Origin of the sequence: Pseudoalteromonas translucida KMM 520 (genome assembly GCF_001465295.1) — a bacterium.
GTDB classification, from domain to species: Bacteria; Pseudomonadota; Gammaproteobacteria; order Enterobacterales; family Alteromonadaceae; genus Pseudoalteromonas; species Pseudoalteromonas translucida.
The window spans coordinates 2,799,922-2,817,069 of the sequence record NZ_CP011034.1 but is presented as its reverse complement, the minus strand read 5'-3'; the positions used below and the strand labels follow the sequence as shown (position 1 = coordinate 2,817,069).

General features: G+C 38.3%; 12 protein-coding genes. 9 read left to right on the top strand and 3 right to left on the bottom strand.

Going from position 1 to position 17,148, the window contains the following annotated elements; translation table 11 throughout:
* Positions 1-154 precede the first annotated feature (154 nt).
* On the bottom strand, positions 155-2,311 hold the full coding sequence (locus tag PTRA_RS13000) for a TonB-dependent receptor family protein (RefSeq protein ID WP_058374097.1): 2,157 nt from the start codon (positions 2,309-2,311) through the stop codon (positions 155-157).
* Positions 2,312-2,484: 173 nt separating this feature from the next.
* Positions 2,485-3,330 (bottom strand): LysR family transcriptional regulator, encoded by an 846-nt coding sequence (locus tag PTRA_RS12995; protein ID WP_011329125.1) that lies wholly within the window; start codon positions 3,328-3,330, stop codon positions 2,485-2,487.
* Between the two features lie 127 nt (positions 3,331-3,457).
* Between PTRA_RS12995 and PTRA_RS12990 the strand changes: the two genes are divergently transcribed.
* The 8 genes from PTRA_RS12990 to PTRA_RS12955 all read left to right on the top strand — a co-directional run bounded on the left by PTRA_RS12990 (position 3,458) and on the right by PTRA_RS12955 (position 12,722).
* Positions 3,458-4,057 carry a hypothetical protein gene (locus PTRA_RS12990; RefSeq protein ID WP_058374096.1) on the top strand — a complete coding sequence of 200 codons (600 nt, stop codon included), beginning with the start codon at positions 3,458-3,460 and terminating at the stop codon, positions 4,055-4,057.
* A gap of 157 nt (positions 4,058-4,214) precedes the next feature.
* Positions 4,215-5,297, top strand: a complete 1,083-nt coding sequence (gcvT, locus tag PTRA_RS12985; protein WP_058374095.1) for a glycine cleavage system aminomethyltransferase GcvT — start codon at positions 4,215-4,217, stop codon at positions 5,295-5,297.
* 59 nt (positions 5,298-5,356) lie between these two features.
* Complete coding sequence (gene gcvH / locus PTRA_RS12980; protein ID WP_011329122.1) at positions 5,357-5,746, top strand: glycine cleavage system protein GcvH; 390 nt, start codon at positions 5,357-5,359, stop codon at positions 5,744-5,746.
* A 164-nt stretch (positions 5,747-5,910) separates the two neighbouring features.
* Entirely contained in the window at positions 5,911-8,802 is a 2,892-nt protein-coding gene (gene gcvP / locus PTRA_RS12975) for an aminomethyl-transferring glycine dehydrogenase (RefSeq protein WP_058374094.1), read from the top strand.
* Positions 8,803-9,038: 236 nt separating this feature from the next.
* Positions 9,039-10,235: a DUF3644 domain-containing protein gene (locus PTRA_RS12970; RefSeq protein ID WP_058374093.1), complete on the top strand. Its 1,197-nt coding sequence runs from the start codon at positions 9,039-9,041 to the stop codon at positions 10,233-10,235.
* Positions 10,232-11,155, top strand: a complete 924-nt coding sequence (locus tag PTRA_RS12965; RefSeq protein ID WP_058374092.1) for an SIR2 family protein — start codon at positions 10,232-10,234, stop codon at positions 11,153-11,155. Before PTRA_RS12970 ends, PTRA_RS12965 begins: the two co-directional genes overlap by 4 nt.
* A 399-nt stretch (positions 11,156-11,554) precedes the next feature.
* Positions 11,555-11,914 carry a hypothetical protein gene (locus PTRA_RS12960; protein ID WP_058374091.1) on the top strand — a complete coding sequence of 120 codons (360 nt, stop codon included), beginning with the start codon at positions 11,555-11,557 and terminating at the stop codon, positions 11,912-11,914.
* A 1-nt stretch (position 11,915) separates the two neighbouring features.
* Complete coding sequence (locus tag PTRA_RS12955; RefSeq protein WP_058374090.1) at positions 11,916-12,722, top strand: PDDEXK family nuclease; 807 nt, start codon at positions 11,916-11,918, stop codon at positions 12,720-12,722.
* Positions 12,723-12,725: 3 nt separating this feature from the next.
* Here PTRA_RS12955 and PTRA_RS12950 read toward each other — a convergent pair.
* A protein-coding gene (locus PTRA_RS12950; RefSeq protein ID WP_099046601.1) for an IS3 family transposase occupies positions 12,726-13,906 on the bottom strand; the annotation gives its coding sequence in 2 pieces (ribosomal slippage) (positions 12,726-13,648 and positions 13,648-13,906; 1,182 coding nt in all).
* A gap of 126 nt (positions 13,907-14,032) precedes the next feature.
* Between PTRA_RS12950 and PTRA_RS12940 the strand changes: the two genes are divergently transcribed.
* Positions 14,033-17,125 (top strand): hypothetical protein, encoded by a 3,093-nt coding sequence (locus PTRA_RS12940; protein ID WP_157756052.1) that lies wholly within the window; start codon positions 14,033-14,035, stop codon positions 17,123-17,125.
* Positions 17,126-17,148: the final 23 nt, after the last annotated feature.

The window sequence follows — 17,148 nt, the reverse complement described above, 5'->3', positions numbered from 1 at the left end:
ACCGAGATTGAAAATTCAACCTCGGTTTTTTTGTGTTCATAATTTAGTGCAATTGTTATAAACGGTTCAATAACAAGGCAATAATTTAGATATGTAGTACTTTCTACATAAAAATTATTAACGCTGTTAGTGAGCCGTTTAACCAGCTTTCAACCTAGAATGAGTAGCTGTAGCCCAACTGTAGGGTACGAGGCTTACCTGGTTGAATACCGCCATTAGCACGATTAGCAATGTAGGTTTTATCAAACAGGTTATCAACGCTTAAGTATACTTTTTGATTGTCGTCGATGCGGTATTTAGCGGCTAAATCCCATACTACACGGCTATTAATCGCATTTAAGCCAGAGTCAGTTAAATCAGCATGTGAGTCAGATACATAGCGCAGTTGGCTGTGTACAACAAACGCTGATAATTCTGCACCCATAGAGAGTGCTACTTGGTTTTTTGGTACGTAAGGCATAGCGTCACCTTTTTCTACTGTGCCCCAAATTTCTGAATCAAAAGTGTTTTTAAATTCAGAATCTGTGTAGGTGTAAGTTAGCTTAACCGGGAACATCACAGTATCTGCGTTAAAAGTATGGCCTGCACTAAATTCAACGCCAGAAACAGCTACTTCACCATAGTTATATTGATCGCCAATGTTCTCATCGCTACACCCTACAGCGGCAGTACAATTACCGTGCATGTTGTCGTAATCAGAATAAAACGCAATAATTTCACCATTAATACCGCTTACGTTATAGCGTGAACCAAACTCAATATTTACACTTTTTTCTTCTTCTTGGTCGGCATTACCCGGCGCGGCTGGTGCATAACCTTGTTGAATACCAGCAAGTAGAGTGATGTTGTCGTTTACTGTGTAAGTTGCACCGAGTGATGGCACTAAAATTTCGGTGTCGTTCGACACACTTTTAGTTAAACCATTGCTACGTGTAGGATCCGACTTTGCCCACTCTTCACGGGTAATCGTAATGTCTTCGAAGCGCAGGCCAGCACTGATCACTAATGCATCTAGCGTCCATTCGTCTTGAATAAATAAAGTACGTGCAGTGGCACTATCTACGCGGTTACTGTCTGAACCCGGAACTCCGCGCTCTGTTAGTGTCATGCTTAAATCTTGATTAAGCGTGTACTTGTCTTGCCACTGAAAGCGATCCATTTCGTCTTCATGGTAACGCATACCTAAAGTTATATAGTGATTGCCAGCAGGAATATGTAGCTCAGACTGAATCCCTTTAGCTTGGTAGTCGCGGTTATTTGCTTTTATAGCAATGCCTTCAATACCTTGTGCAGTAGGGTTGGCTTCAAATTCACTGTATTGCTCAAGGTAGCTTTCGCTTACTTTACTGGCTTTATACCAGTTACGATGAAAGTCGTTTAAATATGCCGTAGCAAGTAGTTCGTAACCGGCACCAAAGCGATATGCATAGTTAAGTTGATAAGCATTGTGACGGGTATTCATTTCATCATTTTGCGATGCCGCATAACGACGGTATGGCGTTGCTTGGTAATCGGCATCGGTTAAGCCCATGTAAGTTTCGTCTGATGTTTCGTCTGAATACTTAATTTTTAGCTCAAGGTTATGCGCGTCATTTTTACCAAATGTATGGCCTAACTTTAATAGTAAGTCAGTTTTTTCAAAGCCAGTGTTGTCATCGCCAACTGGCAGGTCTTTAAATCCATCTGCGCCGTAGGTAAATACTTCAATTAAACCCGCGGTATTGTTTTTTTCTTTGGCAAAATAAGCATGGCCTTTATAGTAGCCATCGCTACCTAGGGCAGCATCAAGCATGCCTGTTGAGCTATTAGGCTCGGTTGGTAAGCTGCGCGATAGTAAGTTTAAAACACCACCTGTGGTACGTGGGCCATATTTAACCGATGCAGCACCTTTTAATACTTCAATAGACTCCATACGCCCCATAGTAGGGAAGTAATAAGCCGAAGGAGCCGAGTAAGGCGCAGGTGCTACAAGTACACCATCTTCCATTACTGATATTTTGTCGTTACGACCAGTGCCAGTTCCGCGCATACCTATATTAGGGCGCAGGCCGTAGCCATCTTCTTCTTGTACGTAAACACCCGGTACAGAGGCTAAAACACGAGAAATGTCGGTAAATTCAAACTTTTGCAGCTCAGCATCCGAAATAAACGCTGCAGAGCCCGGAATATCGTTAATAGCTTGTTGTGAGCCTATAACTGTAATTTGTTCAAAGTTACGCTCTACCTTACCCATATCTTTTGCCATTGCAGTTGCACTAATAGACAAGGCAACCGCAGTTGCAAGGGTAGATACTAAAAACTTATGTGCCATTGAGACTATCCTAAATTGGGTCAATTAACTAAATTGGCGCAATTTAAACACGTTAACGAATGAGAATCAATGTTATTCAGAGTTTGCGTATGTAAGTTTTTATAACTAAAAATCTTTATATATATAACTTTTAATATATGAAGGTTTGTTAGCTAGTATGTATATAAAGCAGGTTAGCCTAAGCGAAGCTTAATAAATTCGGCCAATTTAAAAACGGCGTTTTCTGGCTCACTGGCCGTTTTTACTAAGCTAATGCCAATATCACCCAAGGATGGTAAAAATTTGGTTTTAAGTTGATAATTTAGCTCGTTAGGTACAGTGCTTTTAGCTAGCACTGTAATGCCTAAGCCTTCTTTTAGCGCAGCAATAAGCCCGGTTAAATCGGCGTTGCTATACACAATACGATACTTTATTCCCGACCTTTCTAGCGCCTCAATAGCTCGGCGTCTGTAAATACACCCCTCGGGAGCGGTGACCAAAGTAACAGTGTCGTTTTGTGCTAGCGACAAGTCGCCCACCCATACCAGCTGATCTTGCTTAAAAATAGGAAATTGCTCCGAGTCGAGCTGCTCGTTGAGTGCCAGTACTAAATCAAACTGATCTTGGCGTTCTTGCGATAATAAATGCTTACTTAAACGCGATTTAACTTCCAGCGATACCTCAGGATATAAAGCTACAAAGTCGCCAATAATAGAGGGCAGAATACGCGCTGCAAATTCGCTTGGAATACCCAAACGAACTCGGCCGGTAATACTTTCTGAGGTAAATAGCTGCAAAATGGCATCGTTGTGTTGCATCATTTGTTTAGCCATTGGCAATAATAGTTCGCCATATTGATTAAGCACTTGGCGTTGGCCTTGTTTTTTAAATAATTTATAACCAAGCAAATCTTCTAAGCGCTTTATTTGAAGGCTAACCGCAGGTTGCGATAAGCCAAGTAAATCGCCGGCTTTAGCAAAACCGCTGGCCTCTACTACCATTACAAAAGTGCGTAAACTATCTGTTGAAATGTTTTTCATATTTAAAATCACAATTAATATCGCCATATATATAAGCATTATTTATCAATTGATTAATAATTACAATTTGTTGTTGTACAGCGGGAGCAATATACTTTTGATATTATAAGTTTGATAGGTGTTTGTTATGACTTTTAGCCCCATTATGTTTGCCCGCCATAGCAAAGCTAACAGCGCGGTTATTAATTCTTTGCAGGCCAGCAACAACCACGTTGTAATAGACTTTAGCGGCACCGAAGCATCGGTATTTTTAAGTAATATACTAGGCCACGATTTAACTAAATTAACGGCCAGTGGCTTGGGCTTAATTGGCACCCTTGATGGCGACTTTAACTCTGATTATAGTTATGCCGTTTACTGCTTTAGCGAAACCGCCTTTAGATTTATATTACCGCACTGCGCCAGCCAGCAATTACAAGCACTTATAAACGAGCAACAACTGCGTTATGACATTGATTATGTTATGCGTACCGACCTAGCAAGCTTTATTTTAAGCGGCAGTAATGCCTTTGACTCAATTGTAGAAGCCTTTAAATTAACGCCGGGTTTACGTCTTTCAGATGCGCAATTATGTTACGGTACGCAAAGCGGTGACGTATTTATCACAGCCATAAATAAAAACGACCAGCAACAATTTGTGCTGGTGGCTAAAACCCCTGAGCTGCAAAAGTGGCAAGAGTATATGCAAGCCCAAGGCTTTGCCCTTATTCAAGGCGCCGCAGCGTAAAATATTCACCCTAACTTGGGTGCTCACAGCTTAGTATTAATATTTGGCTGTGTTTAATTACAATTTGGCAGGCGTTAAACGCAAGCCATATTATTCCCCCTCATTAAATTGAGGCCACGCCCAAATAACTGGGTTAATTTAAAAGTGAAGGAATATCATGACTTCTAAAACAGTACTTTATGCTAAGCACCTTGAAGCGGGCGCTAAAATGGTTGATTTTCATGGCTGGGAAATGCCTATTAACTATGGCTCGCAAATAGAAGAGCACAATGCAGTACGCAATGATGCCGGTATGTTTGACGTGTCGCACATGACCATTGTTGATATACAAGGCGAGCAAGCACAAGCATTTTTACAAAAACTAGTAGCAAACGATGTTGCTAAACTTACCGTACCTGGTAAAGCGTTATATACCCCAATGCTAAATGAGCAAGGCGGCGTAATTGACGACTTAATAATTTATTTTTTCAGTGACACCTCTTACCGCCTAGTTGTTAATTCAGCAACTCGCGAAAAAGACTTAGCTCACCTTGCTAAAATATCAGCCGATTTTGCTGTTACCGTTACAGAGCGTAACGAATTTGGCATGATTGCAGTGCAAGGCCCTAACGCTAAAGCTAAAACTGCCACATTATTAACTGCTGAGCAAAATGCAGCAATAGAGGGTATGAAACCGTTTTTTGGTGTGCAAACAGGTGATTTATTTATTGCCACAACGGGTTATACTGGCGAAGACGGTTACGAAATTGTAGTGCCAAAAGAGCAGGCTGCCGATTTATGGCAACAACTGTTAGACGCAGGAGTTGCACCAGCAGGTTTAGGCGCACGCGACACGCTACGTTTAGAAGCAGGCATGAACCTTTATGGCCTAGATATGGACGAAAGTGTTTCGCCACTAGCGGCTAACATGGCTTGGACTATTGCATGGGAACCACAAAGCCGTGACTTTATTGGTCGTGATGTACTAGTACAACAACGCGCCGACCAAAGCACTGATAAACAAGTAGGCCTAGTGTTAGAAGAAAAAGGTATCTTGCGCAGTGGCTCTAAAGTAATTGTTGATGGTGGCGAAGGTGTTATTACTTCTGGCACTTTTTCACCAACACTGGGTTACAGTGTAGCGCTTGCACGTGTACCACGTTCAACGGGCGACACCGCTCAGGTAGAAATGCGTAAAAAATTAGTTACCGTAAAAGTAGTAAAGCCTGGCTTCGTACGTAACGGTAAATCAATACTTTAAAGTATAAATAAATTTAATTTTGGTGCTATCACCCAATATAAACCAAAGGACAAAACAAAATGAGCAATATCCCTAGCGAGTTAAAGTATGCCTCTTCACACGAGTGGGTTCGCAACGAAGGTGACGGTACGTTTACTGTTGGTATTACTGAACATGCACAAGAGTTACTTGGCGACATGGTATTCGTAGAACTTCCAGAAGTAGGCGACGAAGTAGATGCAGGCGAAGAGTGTGCAGTAGCAGAATCGGTAAAAGCAGCATCAGACATTTACGCACCAATTGGTGGCGAAATTGTTGCAATTAACGAAGAGCTAGAAGACGCACCAGAAACAGTTAACACTGACGCGTTTGGTGACGGCTGGTTATTTCGCATTAAAGCATCAGACGAGTCTGAGCTTGAAAACCTACTAAATGCAGAAGACTACGCAAACACTATTGACGAAGATTAATCTTTAGTGAGTAAAAAGCCCCATTATTTAAAACATTGGGGCTTTTATGATTTTGCTGCTTACCTTTCCATACACTGTAAGTTATTAAATCATATTAATTTTAAGTTATTGCTGGTTACCCATTAGTAATAATCACATTTTTTGGATCATAGGAATCTGGACACATGTCAAACGCCAAATCTCTTGAGCAGTTAGAGCAAACGCAAGATTTTATTCGCCGCCATATTGGGCCAAGCCCAGCGCAAGTAAGCGATATGCTTAGCGCGCTTGAAGTATCGAGTGTTGAAGAGCTGATCGGTCAAACTGTACCTGCAGGTATTCGCCTTGAGCAGCCTTTAACCGTGGGCGAAAGCCGCACCGAAGTTGAAACACTAAGCTACTTAAAATCAGTAGCAAGCAAAAATAAAGTTTTCAAATCGTATATTGGCCAAGGCTACCACCCAACACATGTACCGCACGTAATTTTACGTAATGTACTAGAAAACCCAGGTTGGTATACTGCGTACACTCCATATCAGCCAGAGATAGCGCAAGGGCGTTTAGAGTCGTTACTTAACTTTCAAACTATGACCCTAGATTTAACCGGCCTAGATTTAGCAAGTGCATCGTTACTTGACGAATCAACCGCTGCTGCAGAGGCTATGGGTCTTGCAAAGCGTGTGTCTAAAGCGAAAAAAGCCAATGCATTTTTTATTGCCGACGACGTACACACACAAACAATTGACGTAGTAAGCACTCGCGCCGAGCAGTTTGGTTTTGAAATAATTGTAGGCAAAGCTGCCGACGCTGTTAACCATGAGATTTTTGGCGCGTTATTTCAATACCCATCAACAACTGGTGAAGTGGTAGACATTACCGACCTAATTGCTGGCGTACAAAGCAAAAAGGCAATTGCTTGTGTTGCTGCCGACATTATGAGTTTATTACTATTAAAAGCACCGGGTAAATTAGGCGCAGACGTAGTATTAGGTTCGGCGCAGCGTTTTGGTGTACCTATGGGTTACGGTGGCCCACATGCTGCATTTTTTGCAACACGTGACGCGTACAAACGTTCATTACCAGGTCGTATTATTGGTGTATCTAAAGACCGTTTAGGTAACGACGCACTGCGTATGGCAATGCAAACGCGTGAGCAACACATTCGCCGCGACAAAGCCAACTCAAACATTTGTACCGCGCAAGTATTACTGGCCAACATGGCAGCGTTTTACGCTGTGTACCATGGCCCACAAGGCTTAAAAACCATTGCTCAGCGCATTCATCGCTTTGCCGATATTTTAGCAGCAGGCTTACAAGCTAAAGGCGTGAGCCTTAAACACAACACTTGGTTTGATACCCTAACGGTAGTAAGCGATAGCAAAGCCGACGTTATTGCGCGTGCACTGGCAAGCGGTGTTAACTTTGCCACTAACCGCGATGGCGAATACTCAATTGCCGTATCAGAAACCACCACACGTGCAGACGTAGCGCAGTTATTTGATATTGTATTAGGCGAAGGCCATGGCCTAAGTGTTGATGCAATTGCAGCCGATATTGAAAACAATGGCAGCACGTCAATTCCAGCAAGCTTAGAGCGTGATGATGAAGTATTAACGCACCCTAACTTTAATTCGTACCACAGCGAAACTGAAATGCTGCGTTATATTAAGCGCCTAGAAAACAAAGATTTAGCGCTTAACCACTCAATGATCTCGTTAGGTTCATGTACCATGAAACTAAACGCGACCGCTGAGATGATCCCAATTACTTGGCCTGAATTTTCAAACTTGCACCCATTTTGTCCGCTAGATCAAGCACAGGGCTATCAAATTATGATGGGCGAACTGCATGATTGGTTGGTAAATATTACCGGTTACGATGCGGTTTCATTGCAACCTAACTCAGGTGCTCAAGGTGAATACGCAGGCTTAATCGCCATTCGTAAATACCACGAGTCACGCGGGGATGCACACCGTAACGTATGTTTAATTCCAAGTTCAGCGCATGGTACTAACCCAGCGTCGGCACAAATGGCCAGCATGAAAATTGTGGTTGTTGATTGTGATAAAAACGGTAACGTAGACATGGCCGATCTTAAAGCGAAAGCAGAAGCAGTAGCCGAAAACTTATCGTGTATTATGATCACTTACCCATCTACACACGGCGTATACGAAGAAACAATTCGTGAAATTTGCGACATTATTCATCAGCACGGCGGCCAAGTTTACATGGACGGCGCAAACATGAACGCGCAAGTTGGCGTAACTAGCCCAGGCTTTATTGGCTCAGACGTATCGCACTTAAACTTGCATAAAACCTTTTGTATTCCACACGGTGGCGGTGGCCCAGGTGTTGGCCCAATTGGTGTTAAATCGCACCTTGCGCCATTTATGCCTAACCACAGCATTATTAACGTACCAGGTACTAACGAAGGTAACGGAGCGGTATCGGCAGCGCCATATGGTTCAGCGTCTATTTTACCTATTTCGTGGGCTTACATTACCATGATGGGCTCAGAGGGCTTAAAACAAGCCACTGAAATGGCAATTGTAAATGCTAACTACTTAACGCATGAGCTAAGCAAGCACTTCCCAATTTTATACCGTGGCCGTAACAACCGCGTTGCGCACGAATGTATTGTTGACTTGCGTCCGCTTAAAGAGTTGTCGGGCATTACTGAAATGGACGTAGCTAAACGCCTACAAGACTACGGCTTCCATTCACCTACTATGTCGTTCCCAGTAGCGGGCACGTTAATGATAGAGCCTACCGAGTCTGAGTCTAAGGTTGAGATCGACCGCTTCATTGAAGCAATGGTGTCAATTAAGAGCGAAATCGACAAAGTAATCTCTGGCGAATGGTCAATCGAAAACAACCCGTTAGTGTTTGCACCGCACACCCAAGGCGACGTGTTAGGTAACGAATGGGATCGTGCATACGACCGTTTTTACGCTGCATTCCCAGTGCCTGCAGTGGCTAAAAACAAGTTTTGGCCAACCGTAACACGTATTGACGACGTATACGGCGACCGCAACTTAGTGTGTGCTTGCCCACCGGTTGAGACATACCGCGATTAAGAGCAGATGTCAACTTTCAATTAAGTTTGTGACTCTTGCAATAGAGCTTGTGAATTGAATTAAGTTTGTGACTCAGAATTGACTAAAAGGTGAGCTAAATGCTCACCTTTTTTGTATCTGATATAAAGTTTTTTCTTTAACGTTGTTTGTAAGATTGTTTTAACTTTATAATCTTAAGTATTACTCAAATTTGAAGTTCCTCATATACCAGCATTTATGCTCAAGGATAGAGACTCATGGTAAAGCAAGATAAGCGAATTATAGTTTTAAGCTTCTTTCGGGATAAAGAAAGAAAAAAACTTTCTTTTACATATGCTGAAGCAGCGCTAGCAACTGGCAATAAAGTCAATTACATTCAAAAATTGGTAAGTGAGAGCTTAAAAGGTAAATATATTTTTCAAGACAAAAGACCAAATTGGTATTGCAAAGGTCTATTGGCTATTAGTGATAATGATTTTATTAGGATTACCTCGCAAAGTACACAAGCTAAAATATTAACAGATGACGAAAAACTGTATTACAAACTTATCAAGAGAAGTTTGAATGCATTTACTGTTGCTTTAGAGGTATACAACAGACCAAGTTTGGAAAATAGGGTCGAAGCATTCGCCATTATGATGACTAATGCTTGGGAGCTTTTATTAAAATCACAAATTTTGAAAGCTAAGGGGTTTGACTCATTAATAGACCAAGATGGCAAAAGCATACCTTTAAGCGAAGCTGTTAATTTTAAATATCCAAATGATAGTGCAGATAAAGATAATTTAAATCAGCTAATATCTTTAAGAAATGATGCTATTCATCTTCTATTACCTGAGATTCAGCCCCAGTTATCTAGGCTATTTCAAACCACTGTTTTGCTTTATCAAGAAGAGTTTGCTCATCAAGAAGGTTATGCTCCATTGGCAGATCAAAACGTAGGGATGTTGAGTTTGGTTATTGATGGCCCAGAACCAGACATTGCATTGGTTAAAGAAGAGTACGGAAAGAAAACAGCCAGCCAAGTAAATGAATTTTTAAAAAAATTCAAAAAACTTGAACAAAAACATAACTCTAATCGTTTTGCTATTCATATTGAGTATAAGTTGGCACTTACTAAAAAACCAGGATCTGAAGATTTGACTTTTGGCACTGGTCCTGATGGTAAACATACTGTTTTTGTTGATCGTCCGAAGAACTTAAAGATTACGCATCCTTTTTATGAAACTACTGCAATAAAAGAAATCAACGAGAGACAAGCAGACTGCATTATTAATAATTATTCTTTTAGAGCTGTTGTTAAAAAACACAAAATAAAGAATAAAGCAGAATATTTTGATTTAACTGATAGACCAAGATATTCAGTTGCTTTCATTGAATGGTTTATTGAAAGGTTAAAGCAGCCAAATTGGTTACAAAAAGCGTTACCTAATAACATGAAGAAAAATAAATGACAGCTTTATTTCTAGGAGCTGGATTTTCTAAATGGGCATTTGAACTACCATTGGTAAATCAGCTTTTCGATTTTAATATCAACACTATAAATAACTCTGAGCAAAGGAAGCTAGAGCTACTGAAGTCTGATTGGGTTAATTGGCTAAAAGATAACTTAGACAACTCCCCTGAACGTTTTATTTATTGGTGTATGAATAAATCTTCCCATAGGCGAAGCAGAGTTATTTGGTATGTTAATAGAAGGCTTACAGAGCCATTCATGACAAGAATTAGTGGCTCATATACTTCCGCTATGTTTGATGAGAGAGCGGTAAGAGAAAACGATAAAATAATTAAACTAAATCAGTTTTTATTGTCATTAAACCAATACGGCTTAAAAGGGATTATTACTTGTAATTACGATACATTAGTGGAGTGTGCTTTAGGTACTTCAGGCTTTAATTATGGGGTCGTTGGCGAGCAACTGTATGGAAGAGGGTTAAACCCCCAATTTCCATGGCAAAACGCACATGTTCACGTAACAGGTAAAATTCCATTAGCTAAATTGCACGGGTCTCTTTCTTGGGAAAGAGACATTAAATATACAAGCGGAAAGCCTGGTCGAGCTGGTAAATCTTTAATTATTCCACCAGTTCCAGAAAAAACACCACCAACTGAACTTGAAGACGTCTGGTCTCTTGGTGGGGAAATACTGTTAGATAGCAAAAGTTTAATTTTATTTGGGTTTGCTTTTAATCAATATGATAAAGCCTTGCTTGAATTCTTAAAAATAAAAGGTAAGAACATAACTCGTATTTTTTTAATTGATCCCTTTCCCAATATAAATGCAGCAAAAGAACTTTGGCCAGATACCAACATATATACTATTGACCCTAGAAAGAAGTTTGATTTATCTAACTATCTAAGTAAAAGGAAATAAATCAGATTGTATAGTAGTTCGTACTTAATGGTAGAAAAGTACTCAACTACGAACTAACTCTAAAAATCAGATTTATCATCACGAAAATAGGAGAATTTAGCCGTTTCTTATGTTTTCTTCCTAAAAAACAAAAATAATTAAATTTATTTTCAAAGCTCAAAAAGACCACTCCAGCATAGTAACAATAATTTACCTTAAAATATCTCCAAAAATATTTGAATAAAACTGCCCTAAATATCAATGAGTTCCAATTCTAAAAATTAATAAATATTATAATATCTATATATTTTAATGTGCATTAATTCCTTTTAAATCAGTGGTTTGCCTCTAGAGCGTTCTTGATTTTTTAATTTTTATAGCTAATAATTTTTTAATGAACTCTAAATTAGCTAGGTTAAAATGAAATCAAATCAACGTAAGATAAATTTAAAACTGAAAGCTGAGTCGTTTTCAACCATCAAAGGGTTTTGCATTGACGCATTAAACTCTCACTGCTTAGTTGTAAAGTACATATCAATACCGAAATTGGCTAGCAGAGGGGGAATATCAGTATTAGCTAATAAGCTTGAGACATTAGTTCACATCAACAATGTGGGGTATATAGTCATCCCAGCAAGCGCTACAAAGTATCCCGCACTAATAAAAATCCTATCATTGTTGCACCATTTATCTATACAAGCTCGTTTCGATCCTAAACTCACACCGAAACAAGCTTCCCGACTTCCACTCACTTTATTACGCTCAATCATTGGTGATTAAGATGAAACAGCCAGTAATTACCGAAGAAGTTATAGCAAAAATTGAAAAGTGGAACGAAGCACTTGCTGCTAGCGAGGATATTCATATTCCTTGGGTCACTGTTAAACAGGTTAACAAGGTAGGTAGACGTCACTTACATAAATGTCCTAAACAAAAACGAAAAGTTCATTTGCTCAGTGATGGTGAAAGGCGAGCGTATAAAATATTGATGTGGCGTCCTGAAACTATTCAAATTGATGAGCAAGTACCATTAGACCTTAACGAAAATCTAGCAATAGCGGAAGAGCTTGGCTACATCCACCCTCGAAATTGGGAGACTAATACTGCTCATGTTATGTCGAGCGACTTGGTTGCTCATACAGTTGATTTTAGTACTGGAGAAGTTACGAAATCAACTTATTCATTTAAGTATTCGGATCAAATATGGGTAGTCGATGAAGATGGCAGCCAACAGGAAAAACACTATCGAGTTTGGCAAAAATTTCATATAGAACAAGTTTACAGTGAAGAGCATGTTGGCGATTATTCTGTAATTACTGAGCAAGATGCCACCAAAGAACTTGCTTGGAATATAGATTGGTTTACTACTGAGGCTACTGCCATTGTTTCAGATAGTGAAAAACTTGAGTTTGTTGAAATATTTGAAGATTTCTGGGTAGGAAATCCTTTCGCATCATTGAAAAAGCACATCTTAAATACTGGCAAAGTAATGTCATTAGACTTTAAACGTAGTCAAACCATATTCAAGCATGTTGCTTTACACCGCATATTAAAACTCGATTTGTCTCAAAAACTATTCCTTTTGTAGTGGTCAATAAAATTTGGCCACAGTTTTAGAATCTTTGTATCTAATCTCAGATTCATTTGGTGCTAAACCTGCATTATAATGATGCGGCCTAACGTTGTTGTAATATCCGTTGATATAATCACTAACGCTATATTTAGCATCTATAAAATTTCCATATCCAACCTTTGGCATCCATTCCGTCTTAAAGCTTCTAAAAAATCGCTCCATTGGCGCATTATCCCAACAGTTTCCACGCCTACTCATGCTTTGCGTAATTTTATAGCGCCATAAACGTTGGCGAAATTTTAAGCTTGTATAATGACTACCTTGGTCTGAATGGAACATCAGTCCTGTCGGTTTTCCTCTGCTTTCATACGCGAGTTCAAGCGCTTTTAGCGTTAAATTAGTATCTGGCGACAACGACATTGCCCAACCAACGACTTTACGCGCAAATAAATCGATAACGACCGCTAAATAAGCCCAGCGATTGCCTGTCCAAAGATACGTCACATCACCACACCACACAGTATTCGGTTCAACAACATCAAACTGCCTATCTAGCAAATTTGGGATTTCAAGATGCTCATTACCACCACGTTTATATTGATGTTGTGGTACTTGGCAGCTCTCTAATTTTAGTTTAACCATCAGCTTAGCGGCACGATAACGGCTTAATTCAAAGTCATTATTCGTTGCTATTGTAGCGATTGTCCTTGCACCTGCCGAGCCTCCACTCATTCTATGTATGGCTTTAACCTCTGCTTCTAACCTTACTTGCTCAGGTGTAGGCGTTGTATCCCGTATAGCCCAATATTTATAGCTGCTGCGATGCACATTGAATACGTTGCATAACACGCTAATAGGGTAGCGCTCTCGTTGATTTAATTTCTCGATTAACGAGAATTGTTCAGGGAGTCGGACATCAAGAGAGCGGTAGCCTTTTTTAATATATCCTTTTCTAATTCAATGCGTTGGATTTGCTTTTTAAGTTCACGAATTTCAATCTGTTCGGGCGTCATTGGTGAAGCGGATGGTGCTTGGCCATTCCGTTCTTGCTTTAATTGAGTAACCCACTTACTTACAGTTGATTTACCAACACCCATAGCCTTGGCTGCATCTTCTTGCGTGTAACCTTGGTCGACTACAAGCTGAGCTGTTTCTAATTTGATTGCCGCAGAATATGTTGCACGTTTTAATTTCTTCATTTTTTCACCCAAATTTGTATGCTTATTAGCATAACATTTCTTTCTTAATGGGTGGCCAAAATCACTGTACCACTACAACCCGAATATATTCTCGCAGGTTTGAAACGACCATTTGAAATAGGGAGTTTGGAAGAGTTAGAATCAATAGGGTTTGTGGCTAATGTAATTCATGAGTGGGAACAAAATAATTCACTTAATTCAGATAGCGCATTATTAGAAATAAAAAAATTTCTGAAGTCTAAAGTTGTAGACTTTAAAATTACTAATAGAGATTCATTTAAACAGGTCCAAATAAAGAAAATAGCCAGTTTCTTATGTAACGGACCAAATGGAAAAATAATGAGGTTGCCAAACTCTACTAGAGAGAGATGTTGGTTTCTTTTAAATTTATTTAAGAATAGATCGTTTGAAGAGTTATTAAGTATTCCTGAAGTTATAAACACTAATGCAAGTAATCAAAAAGAGCTGATAGAAAAATATGTTACAGAAAAAATAAAAAAATACAATGGAGCCTGTGAACGATTATTTATAGGCATGGGGGATGAACGGAAGGTTAAACAATCAATATATATATTAGCTTGTTTTGATAAGATATCTGAATCTGAGTGGTATTACCTTGATGAAGAGAGGGTAGAGCCTTTTGAAAAACTAGCGAAACGAGGGACGATGCTTTATGTCATAACAGATGAACACCAGGAGCGTTATTTAGTATTAAAAGATCATGTTAAATCTTTAGTATCTGAATCAGATGATTTATACAAAATTATACGGAATGATCTAGAAGTAATATATAGGCATGTAAAACCGATATTGTCGACATGTGAGAATAATGAAAGCAATAGTCATTTATTTATGAGAAATATTTCACTAGCTTTAGATTGTTTTAAAAGTGCAGCTTATCTTAGAGAATTTGATGTTGGATATTGGTCAGTTAGTGAAATTACTGGATTATTAAATTGGATTAATAAAACAAAGCTTTTAGATAAAAATGAATGCTTGGAATTCGATAGTATTAACAAGAAGTCCTTTGAAATTTTTTTACTGTTTTTTATAAGGCAGACAAATGAGAAACCTACTTATATAAGAGATATGGTTGGAGCTGATAATTTAAATGAATTGATACGTGGGCTTGCCAATATAGTCGAATACTTTTCTGTTTTTGGTAACATTAGGTATATTGATTTAAAAGTTAGAGCCGCTTTATCTGATATTCGTTCACGATTAAAGACAGAAATAAATAAATACCGATATGCATATTCTTACAATGATGAATTAGGACTGTTTTCAGATATACCGCATAACAAAAATGTGCCTTTAAACTTAAGCCTAATAGTTGAAGTCTTTAATAGTGTTACCTCTTTAAACGATAGATTACAAAAGTGGAATGTTATAAGTGACAATACTCAATCTAATCGTATTGTCACTATAGATAAAAATGAAAAAATAGAGCTACACTCCATCGTATTTCATGAATTATCTAGACTATATTCAAATAGGAACCTTATTGATTTAGAAGAGTTAAACATTAAATGGCACAGTTTATTACAAACTCTCAATTCGTATCAATTCTCTGATACTAAAGAGTATATTCAAGTTGCAAAGGTGCTAAGAAAGCTATCTAGCTCACTTGCGTCCAAGAATTTTCAAGTCGCGCCAAATACAATAACCATTCAAAAGTGTGAGGGCGAGATTCTTCAGCCTTTCCTTGATTTATTGTCAAAAAAAAATATAGCAGATGATAATGAATTTAATGGAGTTATAGCTTGGTATAAAGCAAGAACTCTTACCTATTGGATTTTAAATATAAGGTCTAATCACTTTAATTTAAGTGATAGCAATTTAATTGAGGAGTGGAGGAGTTCTCTTAAACTTACAGGAAGATTCATAAACTATCTTGGAGATGGAGAGTTTAATAAAGTGATTTCTACACTGGATGTGATTCAAGAAATAGACCCTAGTGAGGTCAATAATATTGTCATAATAATTAAAGAAATGCCTTTAGCTGAACTTAAATGGCCAACTTGTCTCATAACTCTTACTAATATGGCTAAGTATGTTAAGGAGTTGGCTAATACAAGCATTAGTGATGAAGTTTACTTACTATTTTCAAATTACTTATTGTCTATAATTTCATATATTGATACTCAAAATATAAATGATAAATTAAAATCCCATCGAAAAATTCGAGTTCTGTTTAGTGGTCTAGCATTTTGTAAAAGTGTACCTAAATCCCACCTTTGTACCGAAATATCAAATAAAATTAAAAGAAAGTATATTCTTGAAGTAATTGAAAACTTAAATAATAAAATATTATCAAACCAAAATAAAAGGGAAGTGTTAGATTCTCAAAATGATTTAATCCGTAACGCGGTTGAGAAATTTAGTCTTAATGTTTTTGAAGGAGATGATGAAATTTTTCAAGAAATACTGCAAGTGCTATCTTTATTCAATTTAGATAATAGCTCATGCGTTACAGGAGACTTTGTTGTAGTTCAAGTAACTGAAGTTGATAGTTCAGGTGTGAAATTATTTATTCCAAATTCAAATTTAGAAGTGAAAATTGCTAATAATTTGTTACCAATACAATTGTATAATGCAGTTACCTCTGAAGATGGCAGCCCTAATTTTAGAGACTACTGGAAAGGTAGGTTCTTATTAGTCAGCATCTTATATGATCGCAATCAATCCCCAAAAATAAGAAAAGCTACAGCTAGAGGTGCACATTATATTGGGGACTGTATGCATTTGTTTTTTCCAACGTCTAAAAATTGGAAAGATACCAATCCTCGCTCATCACGTATCGATACTGTGCATGAAGACCAGAAGATTGAATGGGATGGTGATTTATGGTTAGGAGCTTCAAATAGTTGGGCCGTGATGCGCTCTTCAGCAATAAATAAGTCTTTATTATTATCAAATAATGGGACATTAGTTAAGGAATTGCAGAATAATGTTTACTTGAGACGAATAACAATATTTGAAAAGTCAAAGATTGTAGAAGATATAGATATTAGATATTTTGAACAACGAGAGATAATTCAATTTACAAACGATGCATACTCAGACTTAGATATATTTTTTGGTGAGAATGATGAGGTAATCTTTTGTAATTCAAAATTATTTGATAGTGACCCAAGGAAAAATAGAACATTTTTATCTATGTTTAATAAAATATTTGATTTACCAGCCTCTATATATGGAACTGAGGAAAAAGTCTAAGTTACTACAGTCCTTATATAAAT